The sequence below is a fragment of the Acidovorax sp. GW835-FHT14B10 genome (genome assembly GCF_058793725.1).
In genome coordinates, this window is sequence record NZ_JBXAGC010000003.1 from 163,687 (window position 1) to 185,543 (window position 21,857).

General features: G+C 68.9%; 20 protein-coding genes. 4 read left to right on the top strand and 16 right to left on the bottom strand.

The window, feature by feature from the left end; all coding sequences use genetic code 11:
- Positions 1 to 3 precede the first annotated feature (3 nt).
- Both AC1Q5S_RS04105 and AC1Q5S_RS04110 read right to left on the bottom strand, forming a co-directional pair.
- A complete protein-coding gene (locus AC1Q5S_RS04105) occupies positions 4 to 1,404 on the bottom strand; it encodes a peptidylprolyl isomerase (protein WP_492238374.1) in 1,401 nt (466 codons plus the stop codon).
- A 9-nt stretch (positions 1,405 to 1,413) separates the two neighbouring features.
- Positions 1,414 to 3,825, bottom strand: coding sequence for an LPS-assembly protein LptD (locus AC1Q5S_RS04110; RefSeq protein WP_492238409.1), 2,412 nt, complete (start codon positions 3,823 to 3,825; stop codon positions 1,414 to 1,416).
- Positions 3,826 to 3,921: 96 nt separating this feature from the next.
- On the opposite strand from AC1Q5S_RS04110, the gene AC1Q5S_RS04115 reads away from it, so the two are divergent.
- Positions 3,922 to 5,061 (top strand): aminoglycoside phosphotransferase family protein, encoded by a 1,140-nt coding sequence (locus AC1Q5S_RS04115; protein WP_492238375.1) that lies wholly within the window; start codon positions 3,922 to 3,924, stop codon positions 5,059 to 5,061.
- An 88-nt stretch (positions 5,062 to 5,149) separates the two neighbouring features.
- A complete protein-coding gene (locus AC1Q5S_RS04120) occupies positions 5,150 to 5,887 on the top strand; it encodes a 16S rRNA (uracil(1498)-N(3))-methyltransferase (RefSeq protein WP_492238376.1) in 738 nt (245 codons plus the stop codon).
- 27 nt (positions 5,888 to 5,914) lie between these two features.
- On the opposite strand, the gene AC1Q5S_RS04125 is transcribed toward AC1Q5S_RS04120, so the two are convergent.
- On the bottom strand, positions 5,915 to 7,204 hold the full coding sequence (locus tag AC1Q5S_RS04125; protein ID WP_492238377.1) for an acyl-CoA dehydrogenase family protein: 1,290 nt from the start codon (positions 7,202 to 7,204) through the stop codon (positions 5,915 to 5,917).
- A gap of 197 nt (positions 7,205 to 7,401) precedes the next feature.
- On the opposite strand from AC1Q5S_RS04125, the gene AC1Q5S_RS04130 reads away from it, so the two are divergent.
- Positions 7,402 to 8,139: an SOS response-associated peptidase gene (locus AC1Q5S_RS04130; protein ID WP_492238378.1), complete on the top strand. Its 738-nt coding sequence runs from the start codon at positions 7,402 to 7,404 to the stop codon at positions 8,137 to 8,139.
- A gap of 29 nt (positions 8,140 to 8,168) precedes the next feature.
- Here the strand turns inward: AC1Q5S_RS04130 and AC1Q5S_RS04135 are convergent, their stop codons facing one another.
- The 11 genes from AC1Q5S_RS04135 to ubiU all read right to left on the bottom strand — a co-directional run bounded on the left by AC1Q5S_RS04135 (position 8,169) and on the right by ubiU (position 18,645).
- Positions 8,169 to 9,629, bottom strand: a complete 1,461-nt coding sequence (locus tag AC1Q5S_RS04135) for an efflux transporter outer membrane subunit (protein ID WP_492238379.1) — start codon at positions 9,627 to 9,629, stop codon at positions 8,169 to 8,171.
- A gap of 19 nt (positions 9,630 to 9,648) precedes the next feature.
- Complete coding sequence (locus AC1Q5S_RS04140; protein WP_422204748.1) at positions 9,649 to 10,359, bottom strand: ABC transporter ATP-binding protein; 711 nt, start codon at positions 10,357 to 10,359, stop codon at positions 9,649 to 9,651.
- A gap of 15 nt (positions 10,360 to 10,374) precedes the next feature.
- The gene (locus AC1Q5S_RS04145; protein WP_422204750.1) at positions 10,375 to 11,577 is read right to left on the bottom strand and encodes an ABC transporter permease; all 1,203 of its coding nucleotides are present in this window, start codon (positions 11,575 to 11,577) and stop codon (positions 10,375 to 10,377) included.
- On the bottom strand, positions 11,574 to 12,749 hold the full coding sequence (locus AC1Q5S_RS04150; RefSeq protein WP_303837444.1) for an efflux RND transporter periplasmic adaptor subunit: 1,176 nt from the start codon (positions 12,747 to 12,749) through the stop codon (positions 11,574 to 11,576). The genes AC1Q5S_RS04145 and AC1Q5S_RS04150 overlap by 4 nt, the downstream gene beginning before the upstream one ends.
- An 82-nt stretch (positions 12,750 to 12,831) precedes the next feature.
- Positions 12,832 to 13,467 (bottom strand): TetR/AcrR family transcriptional regulator, encoded by a 636-nt coding sequence (locus AC1Q5S_RS04155; RefSeq protein ID WP_422204752.1) that lies wholly within the window; start codon positions 13,465 to 13,467, stop codon positions 12,832 to 12,834.
- Positions 13,468 to 13,555: 88 nt separating this feature from the next.
- A complete protein-coding gene (gene ubiD, locus AC1Q5S_RS04160) occupies positions 13,556 to 15,043 on the bottom strand; it encodes a 4-hydroxy-3-polyprenylbenzoate decarboxylase (RefSeq protein WP_492238380.1) in 1,488 nt (495 codons plus the stop codon).
- Positions 15,044 to 15,109: 66 nt separating this feature from the next.
- Positions 15,110 to 15,706 (bottom strand): UbiX family flavin prenyltransferase, encoded by a 597-nt coding sequence (locus AC1Q5S_RS04165; RefSeq protein ID WP_303837438.1) that lies wholly within the window; start codon positions 15,704 to 15,706, stop codon positions 15,110 to 15,112.
- Positions 15,699 to 16,121: a putative zinc-binding protein gene (locus AC1Q5S_RS04170; protein WP_422204757.1), complete on the bottom strand. Its 423-nt coding sequence runs from the start codon at positions 16,119 to 16,121 to the stop codon at positions 15,699 to 15,701. The genes AC1Q5S_RS04165 and AC1Q5S_RS04170 overlap by 8 nt, the downstream gene beginning before the upstream one ends.
- On the bottom strand, positions 16,118 to 16,621 hold the full coding sequence (gene ubiT, locus AC1Q5S_RS04175; protein WP_303837434.1) for a ubiquinone anaerobic biosynthesis accessory factor UbiT: 504 nt from the start codon (positions 16,619 to 16,621) through the stop codon (positions 16,118 to 16,120). The genes AC1Q5S_RS04170 and ubiT overlap by 4 nt, the downstream gene beginning before the upstream one ends.
- A gap of 45 nt (positions 16,622 to 16,666) precedes the next feature.
- Positions 16,667 to 17,581, bottom strand: coding sequence for a U32 family peptidase (locus AC1Q5S_RS04180; RefSeq protein WP_303837432.1), 915 nt, complete (start codon positions 17,579 to 17,581; stop codon positions 16,667 to 16,669).
- Positions 17,582 to 17,601: 20 nt separating this feature from the next.
- Positions 17,602 to 18,645, bottom strand: a complete 1,044-nt coding sequence (ubiU, locus tag AC1Q5S_RS04185; protein WP_303837430.1) for a ubiquinone anaerobic biosynthesis protein UbiU — start codon at positions 18,643 to 18,645, stop codon at positions 17,602 to 17,604.
- 204 nt (positions 18,646 to 18,849) lie between these two features.
- Here ubiU and AC1Q5S_RS04190 point away from each other — a divergent pair, with 204 nt between their 5' ends.
- Positions 18,850 to 20,028: an MFS transporter gene (locus AC1Q5S_RS04190; protein WP_422204760.1), complete on the top strand. Its 1,179-nt coding sequence runs from the start codon at positions 18,850 to 18,852 to the stop codon at positions 20,026 to 20,028.
- Positions 20,029 to 20,099: 71 nt separating this feature from the next.
- Here AC1Q5S_RS04190 and AC1Q5S_RS04195 read toward each other — a convergent pair whose 3' ends face one another.
- Together AC1Q5S_RS04195 and AC1Q5S_RS04200 are read right to left on the bottom strand one after the other, a co-directional pair.
- Positions 20,100 to 20,954, bottom strand: coding sequence for a fumarylacetoacetate hydrolase family protein (locus tag AC1Q5S_RS04195; RefSeq protein ID WP_422204762.1), 855 nt, complete (start codon positions 20,952 to 20,954; stop codon positions 20,100 to 20,102).
- Between the two features lie 56 nt (positions 20,955 to 21,010).
- Positions 21,011 to 21,856: a hypothetical protein gene (locus AC1Q5S_RS04200; RefSeq protein ID WP_422204764.1), complete on the bottom strand. Its 846-nt coding sequence runs from the start codon at positions 21,854 to 21,856 to the stop codon at positions 21,011 to 21,013.
- Position 21,857 lies beyond the last annotated feature (1 nt).

A 21,857-nucleotide genomic window follows, 5' to 3' on the forward strand; every position in this document is an offset into this window, starting at 1 on the left:
TCTTCACTGCGGCGCTTCGCGGTATTCGACGTAGGCGCGGCCCCGCAACTCCTGCAGCCAGTTGGTGAAGGCCTCCTCGACCTTCTTCTCGCGCACCGTGTCGCGGGCCATGTCGCGCTGCTCGCGCTGGGTGAGCTTGGCCTCGCGGCGCGCCACCAGCTGGATCAGGTGCACGCCAAAACGCGACACCAGGGGCTCGCTGACCTCGCCGGGCTTGAGTGCACCCATGGCCTGCTCGAATTCGGGCACGTAGCGGCCCGGATTGGCCCAGCCCAGATCGCCGCCCTGCTTGGCGCTGCCGTCCTGCGAATGCTCGCGCGCCAGCTCGGCAAAGTCTGCCCGGCCCGCCACGATGCGACGCCGGTAATCGGCCAGCCGCGCTGCGGCGGCGCTTTCTGTCAGCTGGGGGCCGGTGCGCAGCAGGATATGGCGCGCATGGCTCTGGATCACCAGGGTGGAGACACCGCCGGTGGACTTGTCGGCCATCTTGAGCACATGAAAACCCGCCCCGGAACGCACGGGCCCGGCAATGCCCCCCACGGGCAGCTGCGCCGTGGCACTGACAAACAGCTCGGGATACCGGTCGGCCGGGCGCAGGCCCAGCAGACCACCCGCCGTCTTGGCTTCGGGGGCGTCCGAGAACTCTCTGGCCACGGCCGCAAAGTCCTCGCCGGCGCGCGCCTTGTCGGCGGCGCGCTGGGCGCGGGCCTGGCGCTCGGCGACCTGGTCCGGGCTGGCGTTCTCGGGCACCCGCACCAGGATATGGCCCAGGTTGATTTCGACCTTGGAGGCATCCGCACTCGATTGCTGTTCGCGCAGGTACTGGTCCACGTCGAGATCGCTCACGCGCACCCGGGACTGCACATCGCGCTCGCGCAGGCGTTGCAGCAGCAGCTGGTTGCGCAGCTCTTCGCGAAAGCGCTCCTTGCTGATGCCGTCGGCAGCCAGCCGGCGGTGCATCTCCGCCACGCTGACGCTGTTTTGCTTGGCCACGCTCTCCTCGGCCTGGCCCACGGCAAAGTCATCCACGCGCATGCCGGCTTCACGGGCCAGCTGCAGCTGGATCTTTTCCACGATCAGGCGCTCCAGCACCTCGCGGGCCAGTGCCTCGCGGGGTGGCAGCTTGCCGCCCTGCTGGGCCATCTGCTGTGCGACGCGTTCTGCCCGGGACCGCACCTCGTTGTTGGTGACAGGTTCCGAATTGACCACCGCCACGATGAAATCGGCCTGCCGCAGTGCGGTGCCCGCACCGGGAGCGGGCAAGGTGAAGGAAGGTGCCGCAGGCGAAGTGCGCGAGAGGCCCGCTCCCGCAGCCCCCGACGGGCGCAAGCCCTGCGCCGCAGCGCCATGGGTCACGAAAGATGCCAGGCACGCCAGGCCCAAAGCAATTGCACGGTGGTTCATGGTGTCAGGTTAGTCATAGTTGCTGAAGCGGCTGGGGGTGCTGACCTGATCGCGCAGGTATTGGTAACGCGGCACATTCCGTTTCAGGGTGTCGAGGGGGTTGGTGCCCAGACTCAGGCGCGAGAAACCGACGAATTCGATCTGGAACAGCAGCCGCGTGTTGGCGGTCGTCACGCTGCTTTGCAGGCGCTCCAGCACCACCCGGCCAATCCAGCAGCAGCTGTCGTATTCGAAGCCCACCACGGTGTCGACCAGCTTGCGGTCCCGCAGGCTGTAGTTGAGGCGGCCCACGGTGTACCAGCGGCCGCCGTCCTGGCCCTTGGCGCGCTCCGGGCCGCTGCCCGCAGCTTGCCCGCCCCACAAGGCCGCCAGCGGCCACTGCCAGCCCACGTCGATCTGCTCGCTGGTGCCGCGCTGCAGGCGATAGACCGCGTTGATGGTGCGGAAGTTGCCCGGGCTGTAGCGCGCGCCCACGGTGGAACGGATGGAGCGCCCCGTCTTGGGGTTGTATTGCACGGTGGAGTCAAAGCCCCACTGCGGTGTCCAGTTGATGCCGGCTCCGAGCAGCACATCGGACAGGCGTTCGCTGATGGGCGTGTTGTCCAGGGTCACGTTCTGGTCGGAGAAGCGCAGGCGCTGGGCGATGCCCAGGCGCAAGGCCTCGGCGCCGGTATTGGGATCCAGGAAGCGCGTCGTCACGCCCATGGTCAACAGGTTGTTGTCTGCCAGGCGGTCATTACCGCCATAAGAGTTTTCGGTGTAGATGGTGCCGAAGTTGAAGTCGGTGGCCGCCGTGTCGTACAGCGGCAGGTAGCGCTGGTCGCGATAGGGCGTGTAGGTGTAGAACGCGCGCGGCTCCAGCGTCTGCGTGAAGGCGCGGCCCAGCAGGCGCGCGTCGCGCTCGAACACCAGCCCGCTGTCCAGGCTGAAGGTGGGCAGGGCGCGGCTGGCCGAGCTTTGGCCATTTCTCAGTGGGTTGTCGAACTGGTATTGCGTGGCATGCAGTTGCAGCTTGGGGATGACGAAGCCCCCCGGCGCCAGAAACGGGCGGCTCAGCTGCGCCTGCACAAAGCTGCGCTGGCCATCGGCCGGGTGGGGCAGCGCCCGGTCCGCCTCGAAGCGCGTGGTGTCGGCCACCATGTTGAAATCCAGGCCCCGGTCCAGGTCCTGGGGGGTGTAGCGCCACAGCAGCTGGGGCATGAGGTTGTAGGGCGGCACGATGGGCGAGGCCACATCCTGCAGGGCCTGCCACTTCAGGGTGCGCACCTGGGCCGACATGTCGCCGGCAGCCCATGACAGGGTGGCATCGCTGGGCAACAGGCGCTCGCGCAGCGGCAGCGGGCCCCGGCGGAAATCGCGCCAGTAGTTGTCGTCGCTCACCCGGTTGAGGTTGATGTTCAGGCCCACACCGCCCACGGGGGTGCTGATCTGCCCCTGGTGCTGCGCCGAATAGCCCCAGCGCATGCGGTCGCGCTGGCTGTCCGTGGGCATCAGGTTGATGTCCACCTGGCCGTGGTAGTCGCTTTCCAGATACCGGAACTCCCCCCCGACCTCGACGCCGCGCTTGGCCAGGAGAGCGCCGCGCAGCGTGGCATCGCGGTTGGGGGCGATGTTCCAGTAGTAAGGCTGCATGTATTCGAGGCCATTGCGGCTGTCCAGGCCCACCGTGGGCGGCAGCAGCCCGGACTTGCGCTTGTCCGACAGCGGAAAGCTGATGTGCGGAATGGGCAGTATCGGCACGCCCTTGAACTCCAGCACGGCGCCCTCGGCAGTTCCGACCTCTTCGGCCGTGTCCAGGTGGATGCTCTTGGCGCGCAGCACCCAGTCGGGCTCCCAGCTGGCCGAGTCGTCTTTCTGGCAAGTGGTGTAAGTGGCGGTGTGCACCACGGTGCGGTCGCGGTCCAGGAAATCCACGCGCGTGGAATCGCCATGGGCGCCGGTGCTGAGAAAGCGGTAACGCGCGTCACTGAAGAAGCCCTGGAACGCGTCCACGCGCAGCTCCAGCGCCGAGCCGTCATAGGTGTTGCCGGCCCGGTTGATGCGCACGCTCCCCTGCGCCTGGGCCAGGTCGTCGGCCACGGTGTACTCCAGGCGATCGGCATGGATCACGGTATCCCCGCGGCGCAGCTCGGCATGGCCGTCGATGGTGGCCTTCACATCGGGCTGACCGGTGATGCGGTCGCCCGACACAAACACCGGCAGCTGGGGGCGCAGGTCCCCCGGCAGGGTCTCCTGCAGTTGCGGGCTGCGGCGCAGCGGCGGGGCATCCCAGGCACTGGGGGCATCGGCCTGCGCCAAAGCAGCCTGCGGCAGGCCGCACCAGGCCAGCGCCACGGCACAGGCCAGAGGGTGCAGCCCCGGCCGACGGGCCCGCGCAGCGGCATGCCGCACCGGCCGGGAAAGGGGTTGGGGGTTCTGCACTAAGGAGGGCGGGCGGCGGGGCACGTCGGGCAATATGGACAAGGCTTGAAAAACGGCCCGCGCCAGGCAGGGCGGGTTTGTAAAATGGGATTATCCATGAGCCACCCCTCTTCCCCCCCAACGCCCCTTGCCGCGGCATCGCCCGCCCTCGCCAATCCGGCCAGCCCCGTCAGCTGGCCCGATGCAGCCCGGCAGGCAGCGTTCGCGCAGTGGCTCGCACCGCTGGTCCCCACCCACCAGCTGCTGCCCGCCAGCCTGCGCCCGGCATCGGCCGACGCCAGCTTTCGGCGCTACCTGCGCATCGACAGCGCCGCCGGCGCCAGCTGCATCGTGATGGACGCCCCGCCCGACAAGGAAAACTGCCGCCCCTTCGTGCAGGTGCAGGGCCTGATGGCCGCCGCCGGCCTGAACGTGCCGCAGATCCTGGCGTGGGACGCGCCCGGCGGTTTCATGCTGCTCAGCGATCTGGGCAGCACCACGCTGATCGAGCGGCTGCGGCCCGAAAACCCCCAGGCCGCCTACGGCTGGTACCAGCAGGCCACCGACGTGCTGCTCGACTGGCAGAAGGCCTCCAGGCCCGGCGTGCTGCCGGCCTATGACGAAGCGCTGCTGCGCCGCGAGCTGGCGCTGTTTCCCGACTGGTATCTGGCCCGGCACCGCGGCGTCACGCTCGATGACAGACAGCAGGCAACGCTGCAAAGCGCCTTCGATGCCATCGTGGCCCACAACCTGGCCGCCCCGCAGGTCTATGTGCACCGCGACTTCATGACCCGGAACCTGATGGCGCCCCTGCAGGAAGGCGGCCCTCTGGGCGTGCTGGATTTCCAGGACGCCGTCCACGGCCCCATCACCTACGACATCGCCAGCCTGCTGCGCGACGCCTTCATCAGCTGGGAAGAAGATTTCGTCATCGACATTACCGTGCGTTACTGGGAGAAGGCGCGCAAGGCCGGTCTGCTGGGCGCCACCAGCGCCAGCGGCTGGGGCGATGACTTCGGCGAGTTCTACCGCGCCGTGGAGTGGATGGGCCTGCAGCGCCACCTCAAGGTGGCCGGCATCTTTGCGCGCCTGACCCTGCGCGACGGCAAGCCCCGGTACCTGGCCGACGCGCCGCGCTTCATGGGCTATATCCGCGCCACGGCCAACCGCTACCGGCAATTGGGGCCGCTGCTCAAGATGCTGGACCAGATCGAAGGCACCGAACCCGTGACAGGCTTCGCCTACGGCCGGATGTGACGGGCCGCATCGCCCACCTGAAGTTCCAAGAGAAACATGGCTCTAGCGCTTGTTCAAAAAGCATCTACAGCTATTAAATAAGTAGCATATGCCCCGTTTCCACTGCCCGGCCCCCGTGGCCACCGGCGCCGAAATCGACCTGCCCCCGGGCGCCGCGCGCCATGTGCAGGTGCTGCGCCTGCAGCCGGGCGACGGCATCACGCTGTTCCATGGCGGCCAGGGCGCGGACGCCCCCGGCGGCGAATTCGACGCCACCGTGCTGCGCATGGGCCGCAGCGATGTGCGCGTGCTGGTCGGCACCCACCACGCCATCGAACGCGAGGCGCCGCGCGCCGTGCACCTGCTGGCCGGCATCACCGCCAACGAGCGCATGGACTGGCTGGTGGAAAAGGCCACCGAACTGGGCGTGGCCAGCATCACGCCGCTGGTGGCCGAGCGCAGCGTGCTCAAGCTCAAGGGCGAGCGCGCCGACAAAAAACTGGCCCACTGGCAGGCCGTGGCCGTGGCCGCCTGCGAGCAGTGCGGGCGCAACCGCGTGCCCGTGGTGCATGGCGCGGTGGACCTGGCCGGCTGGCTGCGCGCCCACCCGCCAGCGCCCGCGCAGGGCGCGCGCCTGCTGCTGTCGCTGCGCGCCGGCACCGGGCCGCTGCATGCCACCGCCGCTGCGGGTGCGGTGGTATTCCTGTCGGGCCCCGAAGGGGGCCTGAGCGCCACCGAGGAAGACCTGGCCCTCGCGCAGGGTTTCGCGCCCGTCACCCTGGGGCCACGCGTGCTGCGTGCCGAAACCGCGCCGCTGGCGGCACTGGCCGCGCTGACGCTGGCGTAACGCTGGCCTGAGCGCCCGCCCCGGGCTTCAGGCGCTCAGGTGGGGCGGCGCACGCAACTGCTCGGGCGTGGTGAAGTAAGCCGCCGCATCCCCCAGCCCGGCGCGCGCCCGGGCCAGCTCGTGCCGCGCCACGGTGCGCAGGTGCACCTCGTCGGGCCCGTCCATCAGGCGCAGCGCGCGCCCCCAGGTCCAGAAGGCGGCCAGCGGGGTGTCGGGCGACAGGCCCATGGCGCCGAAAATCTGCATGGCGCGGTCCACCACGCGCTGCTGCAGGCGCGCGGCCACCACCTTGATGGCGGCGACCTGGGCGCGGGTCTGGCGCGCGTCCGCAGAACTGCCCTGGTCCAGCAGCCAAGCCGCATGCAGCACCAAGAGGCGCGCCTGGTCGATCTCGATGCGCGACTCGGCAATCCACTCCTGCACGTTGGCCTGATCGGCCAGCGGCTTGCCAAACGCCGTGCGCTCCAGCGCGCGCCCGGTGGCCAGTTGCAGCGCCAGCTCGCACTGCCCGATGGTGCGCATGCAGTGGTGCACGCGCCCCGGCCCCAGGCGCGCCTGGGCCATGGCAAAGCCGGCGCCCCAATCGCCCAGCAGGTGATCGGCCGGCACGCGCACGCCCTGCAGCAGGATCTCGCAATGCCCCTCGGGGGCGTGGTGGTGCAACACGGGGATGTTGCGCACGATCTGCACGCCCGGCGCATCGGCGGGCACCAGCACCATGCTGTGGCGCTGGTGGCTGTCGGCCGCATCGGCATCGGCATTGCGGCACAGCACGATGAGCAGTTGGCAGTGCGGGTGCGCCGCACCGGTGATGAACCACTTGCGGCCGTTCAGCACCAAGTCGTCCCCCTCGCGCCGCACCGTGGTCTGCAGGTTGGTGGGGTCGGACGAGGCCACATCGGGCTCGCTCATGGCAAAGGCCGAACGCATCTGGCCGTCGAGCAGCGGCACCAGCCACGCGGCGCGCTGCGCGGGCGTGGCAAAGCGGTGCAGCAGCTCGATGTTGCCGGTGTCGGGCGCGTGGCAGTTGAACACCTCGGGCGCCCAGGGCAGGCGGCCCATGGCCTCGGCCAGTGGCGCGTAGTCGAGGTTGGACAGGCGCGTGCCCGGCTCGTCATCGCGCAACGTGGGCAGGAACAGGTTCCACAGCCCCTCCTCGCGCGCCAGGGCCTTGAGGTCTTCCACAAACGGCGGCGGGTAGTCGCCCGCCTGCACGGCCGCATGCCAGGCCGCGTTGTAGGGCAGCAGGTAGCGGTCCATGAAGGCCCGCAGGCGATCATGCAGTTGCCGGGCCAGGGTGGAAGGTGCGAAGTCCATGCCGGCATTGTGAAAACACCGCCGGTGCGCGTCAAAACGCAGGCGACAGGGGCCTTGATGCACATCAGCGGCAGCAAGCTTGCGGGCCTGAGCGTTACCTAATTCGCTTCTATTTTGATAGCTATCAGCGTTTATTCAACAAGCGCTAGAGGCCTGTTTTGCTTCAAACCTTCCCACGGCACGGGTACCATCGCCCCATGAGCACCCATTACGAAACCCTGCAGCAAGCCGACACCTACCGCGAGGCTTTCGCGGTGGAGCCCCCCGAGGCCCTGGGCGAACGCCACCTGTGGCCACGCAAGCCCGGCTTCTTCATCGTGCATGCGGCCACGGCGGCGGCGCTGGCGCAGGCACCGGGCACGGCGTCCGAGGCGGCCACCGATGCCAGCGCCGCCACCACCCGCATGCTGGTGTCCGCACAGTGGGGCCTGGTGCCGCACTGGGTCAAGTCGGCGTCGGATGCAAAGCTGCGCGCGCCCAAGCTGGTCAACGCCAAGTCCGACCTGGCCTCCACCGGCACGGCGTTTCGCGATGCCTGGCTGAATGGCCAGCGCTGCATCGTGCCCATGGCCGCGTTCTATGAAGACGACCTGCGCAGCGGCAAGGCCGTGCCCACCCGGGTTGCCCGCGTGGACGGCAAGCCGATGGGCGTGGCGGGCCTGTGGGCGCGCTGGCAGGGCGCCGATGGCGAAGTGATCATCAGCTATTGCCTGCTCACGGTGAACGCCAACAACCACGCCCTGCTGCACCGCTACGGCCAGCCGGGCAGCGAAAAAAGCATGCCCGCCATCCTGAACGAAGGCGCCTACGACGCCTGGCTCACGGCCCGGCCCGACAAGGCCAAGGAGTTCATGCGCCAGTACGCGGCGCAGTCGCTGCTGGCCAACCCGGTGGAAAAGAAAGCCGACAAGGTGCCCCAGGGCTGGCTGGACTGATGCCCCTCTGCTGACGGCCTGAGCGCCGCTCAGCCGCCAGGGCCGGCCGGCACAGGCAGCGCGCCCGCCCAGCCCGCACCCACGGCCTGGTACAGCGTGGCACTGCCCAGCAGGCGCCGCGCCTGGGCCGCCACCAGGTCGGTGCGGATCTGCTGCGCCTGCTGCTGGGCACTGAGCAGCTGCAGATAGCTGGCAGAACCCAGTGCGTACTGCCGCTGCATCGACTGCAGGCTGCCCTGCGCGGCGGCATCGGCACCGGCCTGCGCGGCCAGCGCCTGGGCGTCGGTGTCCAGCGCGTGCAAGGCATCGGCCACGCTGCGCAAGGCCTCCAGCACCACGCCCTGGTAGTTGGCGGCGGCGGCGTCCAGCGCCGCCAGCGCAGCGCGCTTTTCGGCCGGCAGCGCGGGGTTGAACAAGGGCTGCGTGATCTGGCCGATCAGGCTCCACACGGCGGCGCCACCGCCAAACAAGGCGCCCGTGGTCAACGCCTGCGAGCCCAGGCTGGCACTGAGGTTGATTTGCGGGTACAGGCGTGCCACGGCCACACCGTAATCGGCGGTGGCCGCATGCAGCAGCGCCTGCGCGCCCTGGATGTCGGGGCGCTGGCGCACCCACCCGGACGGAATGGCCTGGGGCAGATCGGTCGGCAGTGTGAAATCGTCCAGCGTGAACCGGGGCAGCCCCTGCGCCGTGGGCTCGCGCCCGGCCAGCGTGGCCAGCAGGTGGCTGCTTTGCTGGTGCTGCTGGCGCAGCAGCGGCACGCTGGCGCGCGTTTGCTCCACCTGCGCCTGCAGCGCCAGCACCTCGCTGTGCGCGGCCTGGCCCAGGCGCAGGCGTTCGCCGGCCAGGTGCAGCTGCTCGTCTTGCAGTTGCACGATGGCCTGCAGCGCCTCGATCTGCGCCGCCAGCCGCGCCTGCGTGATGGCGGTGCCGACGACGCTGGCCGCCAGGTTCAGCCGCGCGCCTTCGAGCTGGTAGCGCCGGTAGTCGGTGCGGGCGCCCAGGGCCTCCAGGGCGCGCCGGTTGCCGCCGGCCAGGTCGAGCGTGTAGCGCACGCCGAGGCTGGCGCTGGTCTGGCCAAAGCTGCGCCCTTCGCCCGGCAGGCCCTGCGCGCTGGGCGAGATGCGCTGGCGCTGGGCGCCCGCGCTGGCATCGACGCGGGGCAGTTGCGTGGCGCCGGCCTGCGCCGCCTGCATCTCTTGCGCCTGGCGCAGCGTGGCCTCGGCGGCGGCCAGCGTGGGGCTGGCGGCCAGCGCCTGGTCGATCAGCTGGTTCAAGGGGGGCGAGCCCAACTGGTGCCACCACGGTGCGGCCAGGTCGATGGCGGCCGCCGGGTGCGGTGCGGGCCCCTGCGCGGAAATCTGCACGCTGTCGGGCGCGGCCGGCGGGCGAAAGTCGGGCCCGGTGGTGCAGCCGGCCAGCAGCGCCGCACAGGTAGCAGCAGCCAGCGCAAGCCGGGCATGGGCGCTGCGCTGCAGGGGGTGGGGCATGGCGTTTCCTTGTGGAGGGTTATGCAAGACTGCGGCCTTCGCCCGCTTCCTCGTGCGTCACGCCGTCGCGGATGTGGTAAATCCGCCGGAAGGTGGGGATGATCTTTTCGTCGTGCGTGACCACGATGACGGCGGTTTCGAACCGGCGCGCCATGTCGTTGAGGATGCGGATCACGGCCAGGGCGCGCGCGCTGTCCAGGGGCGCGGTGGGCTCGTCGGCCAGGATGACGGGTGGGCGGTTGACCAGGCCGCGGGCAATCGAGATGCGCTGCTGCTCGCCGCCCGAGAGCTGGGCCGGCATGGCGCGCGCGCGGTGCTGCACATCGAGCGCGGTGAGCAATTCAAGCGCCCGCGCGCGGGCCTGGGCGTTGGGCACGCCGGCCAGCATGGGCAGCAAGGCGACGTTGTCGGTGGCGTCCAGAAACGGAATCAGGTAGGGCGCCTGGAAGACGAAGCCGATCTTGTCGCGCCGCAGCGCGCGCAGGTCGCGCACCTGCCAGCCGTTGTCGTAGATCACCTCGTCGCCCAGCACCATGCGCCCGGCGGTGGGATCGATGACGGCGCCCAGGCACTTGAGCAGCGTGCTCTTGCCCGAGCCCGACGGCCCCACCAGCCCGACCACTTCGCCGGGGCTGACCTGCAGGTTGACGTCTTTGAGGGCGTGCACGGCGGTGTCACCCTTGCCGAAGCTTTTGCTCAGGCCTTCCACGCGGATTCCTTTGGCGCTCATGGCATCACCCTCCTATCAGCCTATGGCCTGCGCCGGGTCCACCCGCAGCGCCATGCGGATGGCGACCACGCTGGCGATCACGCAGATGCCCAGCACGGCGAAGAAGCCGGCCACCGAATCCATGGGCATGAGCAGCACGTACTTGGGAAAGAAGGGCGCGGCGAACGTGGCCGAGATCTTGCCCACCACGAAGCCGATCACCCCCAGTGCCAGCGCCTGCTGCAGGATCATGGCGGCGATGGTGCGGTTGCGCGTGCCAATGAGCTTGAGCACGGCGATCTCGCGGATCTTGTCCATCGTGAGCGAATAGATGATGAAGGCCACGATGGCGGCGCTGACCACGGCGAGGATGGCCAGGAACATGCCGATCTGCCGCGCCGACGTGGCGATCAGCTTGCTGACCAGGATTTCTTCCATCTGCGGGCGCGTGTAGGCCGTAAGCCGCTTCCAGCGCTGGATGGCCTGGGCCACCTCCTGCGGGGCGACGCCGGGCTGCACGGTCACCAGCACGGCGTTGACGAAGGCATTGGTGCTTTGCGAGGCGATCACGGCATCGAGCAGGCCGGGCACCGCCGGGCGGTTGAAGGCCGGGTTGGCCTCGGTGCGGCGGCGGCTGTGCCAGATGGCGTCGTTGTCCTTGAGGAACTGCGCCTCTTGCGCATCCTTGAGCGGTATGAACACCATCGGGTCGCCGCTGGAGGACACCATGCGGCGCGTCAGCCCGACCACGGTGTAGTGGTTGCGCCGCACCGTCAGGCGCTCACCCAGCTGGAAACCGGCCGCCACGTCGGCCACGGCTTCGTAATGGCCGCGCGTGACCTGGCGCCCGTCCACCAGGTGCGGCGGCCAGCCCGGCGTGGCGCCCGCCGGGCCTGGCGCAATACCCACCACCATGGCGCGCACATCGCTGCTGCCCTTGCGCACCTGCGTGGTGAGGTAGGTGACGTTGGCGGCCTGGGCCACGCCGGGCATCGCCAGGATGCCGCGGTACAGGTCGTCCTGCAGGCTGGACGATTCGGCATAAGGCCCGAGCGTGTCTTTCTGCACCACCCAGATGTCGGCGCGGCTGTTGTCGAGCAGCGCCTTGCCGTCGTCCACCATGCCGCGGTACACCCCGGCCATGGTCAGCGTCACACCGATCAGCAGGCCCAGGCCCACGCCGGTGAAGACAAACTTGCCCCAGGCATGCAGGATGTCGCGGCCGGACAGGCTGATCATGGCGCGCCCTTGGCTGCCCCCTGGGCCGCGCCTGGGGCCAGGTGCTCCACCACCCGGATGCGGCTGCGCTCGGTCAGGGGTTTTTCGCTGTAGACGACCACCTGGTCGCCCTCGTCCAGCCCCTGCAGCACCTGCACATGGCCGTCGAGATCGGCGCTGCCCAATTGCACTGGCGCGAATTGCAGCTGGCCATCGACCCAGCGCCACACGCCGGTCTGGCCGCCCACGCGCTGCACGGCGGCATTGGGCAGCACGGGTTGCGCCGCCAGCGCGGGCAGGGCGATGGTCACTTCGGCCAGTTCCCCGAGCGGCGGCAAGGGCGAGGGCAAGGCCTCGAACACCACCTTGGCCAGCGTTTCCTCGGTCACGGCGTCGGCCAGCGGCTCGACGCGCAGCACCCGCCCCGCCAGCGCCTGGCCCGCGCGCGAGCGCAGCACCACATGGGCCGGCAGGCCGGCCTTCAGGCCGTGCGCGTTGATCTGGTCCAGGCGCACGTTGATCCACAGGCTGGCCGGATCCACCACCTCCACCACCGCCTGGCCCGCCACCACGGTGGTGCCGGGGTCGGCGAAGCGCAGCGTCACCAGGCCTGCGGCGGGCGCCACCAGGCGCAGATGGCGCCACTGCGTGCCGATGGCGGCGCGCTCGGCACGCACGCGCACCGCTTCGGCCTGCGCGGCGGCCACGGCGGCATCGGCCACCTGCAGCTCCTGTTGCTTGGCGGCGGCCAGCTCTTCGCTGGTCGAGCGCACGGCCAGCAATTGCGCATACCGCGTGGCCTGGGCCTGCGCATGGGCCTGGCGTGCCTGGGCCTCGCGCAGGCTGGCCTGCACGCGCCGCAGTGCGGCCTCCTGGGCCTGCAGGCGGTCTTGCAGATCGACCGCATCCATCTCGCCCAGCACCTGGCCGGCCTGGACAGAGTCGCCCACGTCCACATCCAGCCGCTGGATGCGCCCGGCCACCGTGGGGCCGATTTTGGTGGTGGTGCGGGCGCCGATGGTGCCCACGCCAAACAGCGCCGGCGTGAGGGCCTTGCGCTCGACCTGGGCCAGCGTGACCGCCACCGGCGCCAGCGGACCCGAGCGCAGCACCACATAGACGAACAGCGCCAGCAGGGGCACCACCACGGCCAGCAGCGCCAGCGTGCGGCCTTGCAGAGGGAATTTTTTCATCGCCGGGCCGCCCCAAGATGAAAAGCGGCCCCCTCGGGGGGAAGCGACCACACGAAGTGGGGAGCGTGGGGGTCATATTTCATCATGTGCTTTCGCTGGCGGGCGCAATGCCGCGCTGGTAGATGGCAAAAACCCGGGGGGCGTCGCTGCGCATGCGCTGCATGTCGCCGGTGATCAGCGACTGCATCACCAGGCCCTGGATGGTGCCGATGAACAGCGTGGCCGCCGCCGGTACATCGAGGCCCGCATGCACCTCGCCCTGCGCCTGGCCTTGCGCGATGAGGTCCTGCAGGCGCTTGCCATAGCTGGTGATGAGCGTCTGCACCATCTGCTTGGGGAGCGTATCGCCCGCGCGCTGCAGTTCGCCGAAGATGATGCGCGGCGCGCCCGGGTGCTCGGCCACGAAGGCGACATGCGCCATGAACATGGCCCGCAGCGCCGCCAGGGGCGAAGCCGCGCCGTCGGCCGCACGGTCGATGCGCGCCAGCAGCTGCGTGGCCACCCAGTCCATCACCGCCTGCAGGATCGCGTCCTTGTTCGGGAAGTGCCGGAACAGCGCGCCCTGCGTGAGGTGCATGTGCTGGGCAATGGCCGAGGTGGTGATCTCGCTCGGGTTCTGCGTGGCCGCCAGCGCCACCACGGCCTCGACGGTGACGGCGCGGCGTTCGTCGGCAGGCAGATGCTTGGGCGGAGCGGCCTCGGTGGTGGTGTTTTTCATGATAAAAGTGAGTAACTTATTACTATCTTATCGCCATTTGTGAACGATGTCATCTGGAAAGAAAACCGGGTCGCCGGTGGTATCGACCTTACAACCCCAGCGCCTGCGCCAGCCCGTCCATGCGCGCCACCACCTCGGCGTCCATGGCCATGGGCCGGCCCCACTCGCGCTGGGTCTCGCCGGGCCACTTGTTGGTGGCGTCCAGGCCCATCTTGCTGCCCAGGCCGCTCACGGGCGAGGCGAAGTCGAGGTAGTCGATGGGGGTGTTCTCCACCATCATGGCGTCGCGCGCCGGGTCCATGCGGGTGGTGATGGCCCAGATGACTTCCTTCCAATCGCGCACGTCCACATCGTCGTCCACCACCACGATGAACTTGGTGTACATGAACTGGCGCAGGTGGCTCCACACACCCATCATCACGCGCCGGGCGTGGCCCGCGTAAGCCTTCTTGATGCTCACCACGGCCATGCGGTAGCTGCAGCCTTCGGGCGGCAGGTAGAAGTCCACGATCTCGGGGAACTGCTTTTGCAGCAAAGGGATGAACAGCTCGTTCATCGCCAGGCCCAGCACGGCGGGCTCGTCAGGGGGCTTGCCGGTGTAGGTGCTGTGGTAAATCGCGTCCTTGCGCAGCGTGATGCGGTCGATGGTGAGCACGGGGAACTCGGCGCATTCGTTGTAGTAGCCGGTGTGGTCGCCGTAGGGCCCTTCCAGCGCATGCTGCCAGCCGCTCGCGTGGCTGGCATCGGGCTGGATATGGCCCTCGAGCACGATCTCGGCCGTGGCCGGCACCGTGAGCGGCACGCCCAGCGCGGGTGTGACCTCGGTGCGGGCTCCGCGCAGCAGGCCCGCGAACTGGTATTCGCTCAACGAGTCCGGCACGGGCGTGACGGCGCCCAGCAGCGTGGCCGGGTCGGCGCCCAGCGCCACAGCGACGGGGTAAGGCTGGCCGGGGTGGGTCGCGCAGTGGTCGCGGAAATCCAGCGCTCCGCCCCGGTGGGCCAGCCAGCGCAGGATGACCTGGTTGCGCGAGATCACCTGCTGGCGGTAGATGCCCAGGTTCTGCCGCGTCTTGCGCGGGCCGCGCGTGATGGTCAGGCCCCAGGTGATGAGCGGCGCCACGTCGCCCGGCCAGCAGTGCTGCACGGGCAGGCGGGCCAGATCCACATCGGGGCCTTCCCACACCTCTTGCTGGCAGGGCGCGCCCCGGCCCACGGTGTGTGGCGCCATGTTCCACAGGGTCTTGAGCAAGTGGCCCATGCCCAGCATGTCCTTGAAGCCCTTGGGCGCCTCGGGCTCCTTGAGCGTGGCCAGCAGCTCGCCGAAAGCGCGCACGCCGCGCAGGTCGGCCACGCCCATGGCGCGGGCCACGCGCTCGGGCGTACCGAACAGGTTGGTCAGCACGGGCATGCGGTGGCCCGTGGGCTGCGTGAACAGCAGCGCGGGGCCGCCGGCACGCAGCACGCGGTCGCTCAGCGCGGTCATCTCCAGGTGGGGCGACACGCTGTCCGCCACGCGGCGCAGGTCGCCCGTGGCTTCGAGCTGGGCCATGAAGTCGCGCAGGTCGCGGTAGGCCATATCAGTACCAGGATTTGAATGGAATTGGCCTCTAGCGCTTATACAATAAGCGCCAGAAGCTATGAATCACGGAGCATTTAGCTCCAACCCCTCCCAGCGCGGCGCCAGGTCGTGCGCCACGTCGATGAGGTCCAGCGCGCGCGCCACGCTGTAGTCCACCACCTCGCCCACGGTCTGCGGGCGCAGGTAGAAGGCGGGCAGCGGCGGGCAGACGATGGCGCCCATCTCGGTCACCGCCACCATGTTGCGCAGGTGCGTGAGGTGCAGCGGCGATTCGCGCACCATCAGCACCAGGCGGCGGCGCTCCTTGAGCGCCACATCGGCCGCGCGCGTCAGCAGGTTGTCGGCCAGGCCATGGGCGATGGCCGCCAGCGTACGCATGGAGCACGGCGCGACCACCATGGCATGGCATTGGAACGAGCCACTCGCAATCGCCGCGCCCACGTTGGCCACATCGTGCACGCGGTGCGCCAGGGCCTCCACGGTGGGGCGGTCCATGTCGAGCTCGTGCCGCAGGTTGCGCCAGCCGGCGTCGGAGACGACCAGGTGCGTCTCGATGCCGCTCTGGCCCTGCAGCACCTGCAGCAGCCGCGCGCCATACACGGCGCCGCTGGCGCCCGAGATGGCCACGATGACGCGGCGCGGGCGTTGGGCATCAGCCATGCGAGGGCTCCATGGCAGCGGGCCGCAGCGCCGAGCGTTGCAGGGGCTGCGCCATCTGGTCGGCCTCCACCTGCTCCAGCACCAGCGCGGCCTGCACGGGGTCGAAGTCTTCGTGCGTGCGCTTTTTCACGCCGTATTGCTGCAGCTGGTAGTGCTTGTCGGCAGCAATCCCGTGGCGCGCCAGCGTGCTTTTGACGCAGACCAGCGGGCAACCGTCGAGCGCAATGATGGGCCGGCCCGAGCGTACGATCTTCATCAGATGCGGCACGTCACCCCCCACGCCGGCGATGCACGACATCTCGGCCACGCCGTGCCGATCGAGCTGCAGCGCCACATGGTTGGCCAGCTGCGCGGCGCTGGAGCAGCCGGAGCAGGAATAGACCAAGGGGTGGTTGGGATCGGCGGCCATGGTCATCGTCCGGCGCTGCGCGCAGAATCCATGCGCTGGCGCAGGCGGCCCAGCACCTGGCGCGGTGTCCACTGGCGCGGGTCGAGCACGGGCAGCTCGATGGCATCGAGCGCGTTTTTCACCACCAGGCCCAGCTCGGTGTCGCCCTCCATGGACAGGCGGCGGTTGAAGAACAGGGTGTCGGGGTCTTGCTGGCGCTGGGCCAGCAGCAAAAAGTCGTGGGCGGTGGCGCTCAGCGTCAGGTCGGCCACGGCGGGGGGCACCAGCGGGGCCTGGGGCGCAAAGCGCTGGCCGGTCCAGGCGAAGTCGAACGTCAGGCGCGCATCGCGCACCTGCACGCGCATCTTCTTGTGCAACATCAACTGGCCCACATCGGCGGGCAGGTGGCGGGCCAGCGCCAGGTTGAGCGCGGTCACCAGCAGCAGCGAGCCGGGGTAGGCGGGCAGGCGCGACAGCAAGGCCCCCACCGGAGCGGGAACCACCAGAAGATCAGAAGAAGCAGCCATGGCGTGGGAGTGGCACTCGGGCCAGGGTGAAAAGCACGGTGAACATCAGGGGCCGGGCGCATGGCTTGCGGCATGCCCCTGCTCCAGACCGGGACGGCCAAACCAGTAGCCATTGCAGGGCTGGTCGGGCATGAAGGGTTGCATGCGCTCGACATAGTCCACGCTGGCGGGCTGCGCCGGGCCGCGCGCTTCATCGAACAGCGCAATGATCTGTGCCATGTGCTGCGACTGCGGACTCAGCCGCACCAGATCCACGCCCATGGCGCCCATCGCGGCCAGTTCGTTGGCCAGGTTGTAGACGCGGGCCGATTGCGTCTGCGTGCCATTGAGCACGAGGAAATCCTCGCTCTCGCGCGTGCGCAGCGTCAGGCCGTCGGCGTGCTCCAGGCAGCTGAAGCGGCAGTCGTCCTTGGGCAGGTTGCGGTGGCGCGCGGTGAAGCAGCGCGCCGAGTAGGCCAGCGGCATGCGCCCGTAGGCGAACACTTCCGTTTCGAGCCCGGCCGGGCGGTTCACCAGCATGGCGGCCAGCGCATCCTGCGCCATCTCCAGCGGCATCACCCAGCGGTTGGCGCCCAGCTGGGCCATCCATTGCAGCGAGGGAGCGTTGTACAGGTTCAGGTGCGGACCGGCCACGAAGGGGCGCTGGCCCGACAGGCAGCGCACCGCGCCCATGTCGTTGGCCTCGACGGTGAAGTCGGTGTTGGCGGCGATCTTGTGCAGCACGCTCACATCCGAGCCCGACTCGATCAGCACCTGCGTGGACAGCACGGCCTGCTTGCCCGCGTCCTGCAGCATGCGGGCGATGTCCAACCAGTCGGCCAGGCGCAACTCATGGCGGCGCGAGCACACAGTTTCGCCCAGATAGACCACGTCGAGCGGCGTGGCGGCCATGGCCTCATAGAAAGCGAAGATGGTTTCGCGCGGCCAGTAGTACAGCAACGGACCCAGGGATAGTTTCATGGTGCGGTCTCCGGGGTGCGTCATTTCCAGGGGCGGTGGTAGGCGCCCAGCGTGTGCTGCTGGCCCTCGGCCACCTGGTCGAGGCTGGCCATCCAGGTCGTCTTGGGGGCGTAGCGGTGGGGATTGGCCAGGCACTGGTCCATGGCTTCGCGCCAGACCTTGGTGACCTGCGCCACATACGCGGGGCTGCGCTGGCGGCCTTCGATCTTGATGGCGCGCACGCCGATTTTCAGCAGCTGGGGCAGCAGCTCCAGCGTGTTGAGGCTGGTGGGCTCTTCGATGGCGTAGTAGTTCTCGTCGTCGCCCACGTCGAAGCGGCCCTTGCACAAGGTGGGGTAGCCGGCGTTCTCGCCGGGTGCGTAGCGGTCGATCAGCACACCGTTCAGGCGCGACTCGCGGCCCTGCGGCGTCTCCTGCCAGCGCACGGCCTTCGGCGGCGAGCACACGCCATGCGTGTTGGGCGATTCGCCCGTGACGTAGGACGACAGCGCGCAGCGCCCCTCGACCATCACGCACAGGCTGCCAAAACCAAACACCTCGATCTCCACCGGCGTCTTGTCGATGACCTGGCGCACCTGCTCCATCGACAGCACGCGCGGCAGCACGGCGCGCACGATGCCGAACTGCTCGCGGTAGAAATTGATGGCCTCGTAGTTGGTGGCCGAGCCCTGCACCGACAGGTGCAGGCGCAATTGCGGATGGCGCTGCGCGGCGTATTGCATGAGCCCGGGGTCGGCCAGGATGACGGCGTCCACGCCCAGGTCCACCGCCTTGTCCATGGCGCTGCGCCAGGGCGCGGGGTCGGACGCCTGCGGGTACGTGTTCAGCGCCATGAACACCTTGCAGCCGCGCTCGTGCGCGTAGCGGATGCCATTGGCGATGGCCGCCTCGTCGAAATTGAGGCCGGCAAAGTTGCGGGCGTTGGTGGCGTCGCGCAGGCCCAGGTAGACACAGTTGGCACCGTTGTCCACCGCCGCCTTCAGGGCAGGCAGGCTGCCGGCGGGGCAGACCAGTTCAAGGGCAGGCACCGCAGGGGGGGCCGCAGTAGGGTTCAGGGATTCCATGGCAAACGATCAATGGCCGGCTCCGGGCATGGAGCCACGGCATTGGCGGCACCTTAGCGGTCCCTGGCCACAGGGTGGCTGATCTTCATCAACTGCAGCCCACAATGCCAGACAAATGCCATCGGACTTTGATGCAGGCCCTGTTTTCGGGCGGGACCCGCACAGCGGGTAGGCTCTACCCTTTATCCCCACACCCCAACCGCCGTGAACAGAAACCTCTGGCTGCTGGCCCTGTGCCAGGGCCTTTTCCTGACCAACAACGTGGTCTTCATCGCCATCAACGGCCTCGTGGGCCTGCAACTGGCGCCGTTCGGCTGGATGGCCACGCTGCCCGTGATGGGCTATGTGGTGGGCGGCGCGCTGTCCACCCCGCTGGTGGCGCGCAGCCAAAAGCGCTGGGGGCGGCAGGTGTCGTTCCAGATCGGACTGGCCGTGGCGGTGGCATCCGCCGCGCTGTGTGCCTGGGCGGCTTTCAGCGCCAACTTCTGGCTGCTGTGCACCGCGACCCTGGTGGCAGGCTACTACAGCGCCAACGGCCAGCTCTACCGCTTTGCGGCCGCCGAACTGTCGCTGCCTGCTTTCCGCGAAAAGGCCGTTTCACTGGTGCTCGCCGGTGGCCTGCTGGGCGCCGTCACGGGCCCCAACCTGGCCAGCGCCACGCGCACGCTGTTCCCTGCGCCTTTTGCGGGGGCTTACATCGCGCTGATGGGCGTGGCGCTCATCGCCATGGCGTGCATGGCCGCCATCCGCTTTGAGGTGCAGCCTCCGGTACTCGACGCGGCAGGCCAGCCCGCCCAAGGCCGGCCCCTGGCCGAACTGATGCGGCAACCAGCTTTCATCGTGGCGGTGCTGGGTGCCGCCCTGGGCTACGGCGTGATGAACCTGCTGATGGCCGCCACGCCGCTGGCCATGCAGGTGTGCGGCTTCGCCTTTGACGATGCGGCGACGGTGCTGCAGTGGCATGTGATCGGCATGTTTGCGCCGGGCTTCTTCACGGGCCACCTCATCAAGCGCTTTGGCGTGCTGGCTGTCATGGGGGCGGGCGTGCTGCTGAACGCGGCCTGCGTGGTGATTGCACTCATGGGGCTGGAGCTGCAGCACTTTGGCGTGGCCCTGTTCCTGCTGGGCGTGGGCTGGAATTTTCTGTTCACCGGCGCCACGGCGCTGGCCCTGACGGCCTACCGCCCCGAAGAAAAAGACCGTGCCCAGGCCGCCATCAATTTCTGCGTGTTTGCCACGCTGGCGCTCAGCTCTTTTTCGTCAGGCGTGCTGGTCACCACGCAGGGCTGGACGCTGCTGAACGCGGGCTCGCTGGTTCCCATTGCGGTCACGGGCGCAGCCTTGCTGTGGCTGGCAGGCAAGCGCCGTCAGACGGCTGCTTAAGCTATCAATCTAATTGCAATCGGCGCTTTCTGGATAAGCACCGGAGGCCATTTTTCTCCTTGGACTTGTGCTCAGGCCGCATCGACCACGGCGTTGCGCAGACGGCCTAGGCCGGTGATCTCCACTTCGATCACGTCGCCCACGTGCATGTAGGCGGGGGGCTGGCGCTTATCGCCCACCCCACCCGGCGTGCCGGTGGCAATGACATCGCCGGCCGACAGGTTGGTGAAGTTCGACAGGTATTCGATGATCACAGGCACGGTGAAGATCAGATCGGCCACGCTGGCGTGCTGCATGACGGCGCCGTTGAGTCTGGTTTCCAGCGTGAGCTGCGTGATGTCGGGAATGGCCTTGCGCGTGGCCATGAAGGGGCCGAGCGGGCCGGTCGCAGGAAAGTTTTTGCCGGGCGTCCACTGGTGGGTGTGGCGCTGCCAGTCGCGCGCGGTGGCGTCGTTGAAGCAGGCATAGCCGGCGATGTGGTCCCAGGCATCGACCTGGCGGATGTGCCGGCCGCCCTTGCCGATGATGATGGCCAGTTCGCCCTCGTAGTCGAAGCAGACCGTCGCCGCCGGTTTGGGCAGGGGAGCGCCGTGGGCGTTCAGGCTGTCGGCGAAACGGGTGAAGATGGCCGGGTATGGTGCGTCGGCACGCTTCATTTCGGCCACATGGTTCTTGTAGTTCAGGCCCACGCAGAAGATCTTGCCGGGGTTGGGTACCACGGGTAGTAGGTGCGCCTGACGGGCCTGCACTACCTGACCCTGGGCACGTGCGACGGCCTCGAGCGCGTCGAGCTGGCCGGCCGCGATCACGGCCTTCAGGTCTGGGTATTGCGCCACGAAGTCGGCGGGCGCCTGAATCCAGGAGTTTTCATCGTTCCACACCCCGTAGGTGGGCAGTCCCTGGGCTTCAAAACTGACAAATCGCATGTGTTCCTCGTGTGGCGGCTTCGGCGTTGCCGTCGGACAGTAAAAGTCGGCAGGTATCAGGACAGCAGGCACAGTGCCGCCTCGCGCGCGGACTGGCCCATGCGCACGCCCTTAGCCAGGGCCAGGGCGTTGGCGGCGCTGATGATGCCGTCGAAATAGGTGCTCTGGCCATCGCCCATGCGCGCGGTGTTGGCGTCGACGGAGGCGCCGGCAATGCCATCGGCCTCCACGGCCGCGAGCGCGCTGACGCCGGAGTTGTTCTTGCCGGTGGCACCGTCCGAGCAGATGAAGCCCCAGGGCCGAAAGCCCCGGAAATAGTCCACCACGCTGCGGCCAGTGTGGCCGGCAGTGCACAGGACGTTGCGCTCACGGTCCTCCGGCAACGCAAAGGCGATGGAGTCGGTGCACACGATACTGCGGCCTTCGGGCCCGGTGTGCACGACACGGCGGCGCGCCGGGTCGAACGGGTGGGGCGCACGCTGGCCATCGACCAGGGCCTGCACGGCTTCGCGCACGCTCAGACCGGGCTCCAGGCCCAGGCGCTGGGCGGCGTCGTTCACGCGGCTGATCATGCCGTTTTCATACAGGTCGCTGCCGTTGCCCATCTCGGCGGTCATGGAGTCCGCGGCAGCAGCGGGCACGCCGAGCGCCTCGTAGTACCACAGGCCTGCAATGCCGGCGCCGTCCTTGCCGATGCCGCAGTCCAGCCCGATAGCTGCGCGCGGGCGGGCCGACATGACCATGCGCGCGCACAGCACGCCAGCGTAGGAAGCGGCCACCACCACGTTGCCGGCCTCGGCCGGGTAGTGGGCGACATAGGCTTCGACATGGGTGGCAGAGTCGAACACCAGCACGCGCGCATCGTCGGCGTGCAAGATCAGGGGAGTGTGGAGTGCGTTCATA

What these genes read in the sequence shown, in the direction of transcription:
- AC1Q5S_RS04105 (WP_492238374.1), bottom strand. Translation starts at nt 1,404, where the DNA reads ATGAACCACCGTGCAATTGCTTTGGGCCTGGCGTGCCTGGCATCTTTC.
- AC1Q5S_RS04170 (WP_422204757.1), bottom strand. Translation starts at nt 16,121, where the DNA reads ATGACCATGGCCGCCGATCCCAACCACCCCTTGGTCTATTCCTGCTCC.
- AC1Q5S_RS04140 (WP_422204748.1), bottom strand. Translation starts at nt 10,359, where the DNA reads ATGAGCGCCAAAGGAATCCGCGTGGAAGGCCTGAGCAAAAGCTTCGGC.
- ubiD (WP_492238380.1), bottom strand. Translation starts at nt 15,043, where the DNA reads ATGGCCTACCGCGACCTGCGCGACTTCATGGCCCAGCTCGAAGCCACG.
- AC1Q5S_RS04165 (WP_303837438.1), bottom strand. Translation starts at nt 15,706, where the DNA reads ATGGCTGATGCCCAACGCCCGCGCCGCGTCATCGTGGCCATCTCGGGC.
- AC1Q5S_RS04155 (WP_422204752.1), bottom strand. Translation starts at nt 13,467, where the DNA reads ATGAAAAACACCACCACCGAGGCCGCTCCGCCCAAGCATCTGCCTGCC.
- AC1Q5S_RS04145 (WP_422204750.1), bottom strand. Translation starts at nt 11,577, where the DNA reads ATGATCAGCCTGTCCGGCCGCGACATCCTGCATGCCTGGGGCAAGTTT.
- AC1Q5S_RS04150 (WP_303837444.1), bottom strand. Translation starts at nt 12,749, where the DNA reads ATGAAAAAATTCCCTCTGCAAGGCCGCACGCTGGCGCTGCTGGCCGTG.
- AC1Q5S_RS04120 (WP_492238376.1), top strand. Translation starts at nt 5,150, where the DNA reads ATGCCCCGTTTCCACTGCCCGGCCCCCGTGGCCACCGGCGCCGAAATC.
- AC1Q5S_RS04195 (WP_422204762.1), bottom strand. Translation starts at nt 20,954, where the DNA reads ATGCGATTTGTCAGTTTTGAAGCCCAGGGACTGCCCACCTACGGGGTG.
- AC1Q5S_RS04115 (WP_492238375.1), top strand. Translation starts at nt 3,922, where the DNA reads ATGAGCCACCCCTCTTCCCCCCCAACGCCCCTTGCCGCGGCATCGCCC.
- AC1Q5S_RS04130 (WP_492238378.1), top strand. Translation starts at nt 7,402, where the DNA reads ATGAGCACCCATTACGAAACCCTGCAGCAAGCCGACACCTACCGCGAG.
- AC1Q5S_RS04125 (WP_492238377.1), bottom strand. Translation starts at nt 7,204, where the DNA reads ATGGACTTCGCACCTTCCACCCTGGCCCGGCAACTGCATGATCGCCTG.
- AC1Q5S_RS04180 (WP_303837432.1), bottom strand. Translation starts at nt 17,581, where the DNA reads ATGAAACTATCCCTGGGTCCGTTGCTGTACTACTGGCCGCGCGAAACC.
- ubiU (WP_303837430.1), bottom strand. Translation starts at nt 18,645, where the DNA reads ATGGAATCCCTGAACCCTACTGCGGCCCCCCCTGCGGTGCCTGCCCTT.
- AC1Q5S_RS04200 (WP_422204764.1), bottom strand. Translation starts at nt 21,856, where the DNA reads ATGAACGCACTCCACACTCCCCTGATCTTGCACGCCGACGATGCGCGC.
- ubiT (WP_303837434.1), bottom strand. Translation starts at nt 16,621, where the DNA reads ATGGCTGCTTCTTCTGATCTTCTGGTGGTTCCCGCTCCGGTGGGGGCC.
- AC1Q5S_RS04135 (WP_492238379.1), bottom strand. Translation starts at nt 9,629, where the DNA reads ATGCCCCACCCCCTGCAGCGCAGCGCCCATGCCCGGCTTGCGCTGGCT.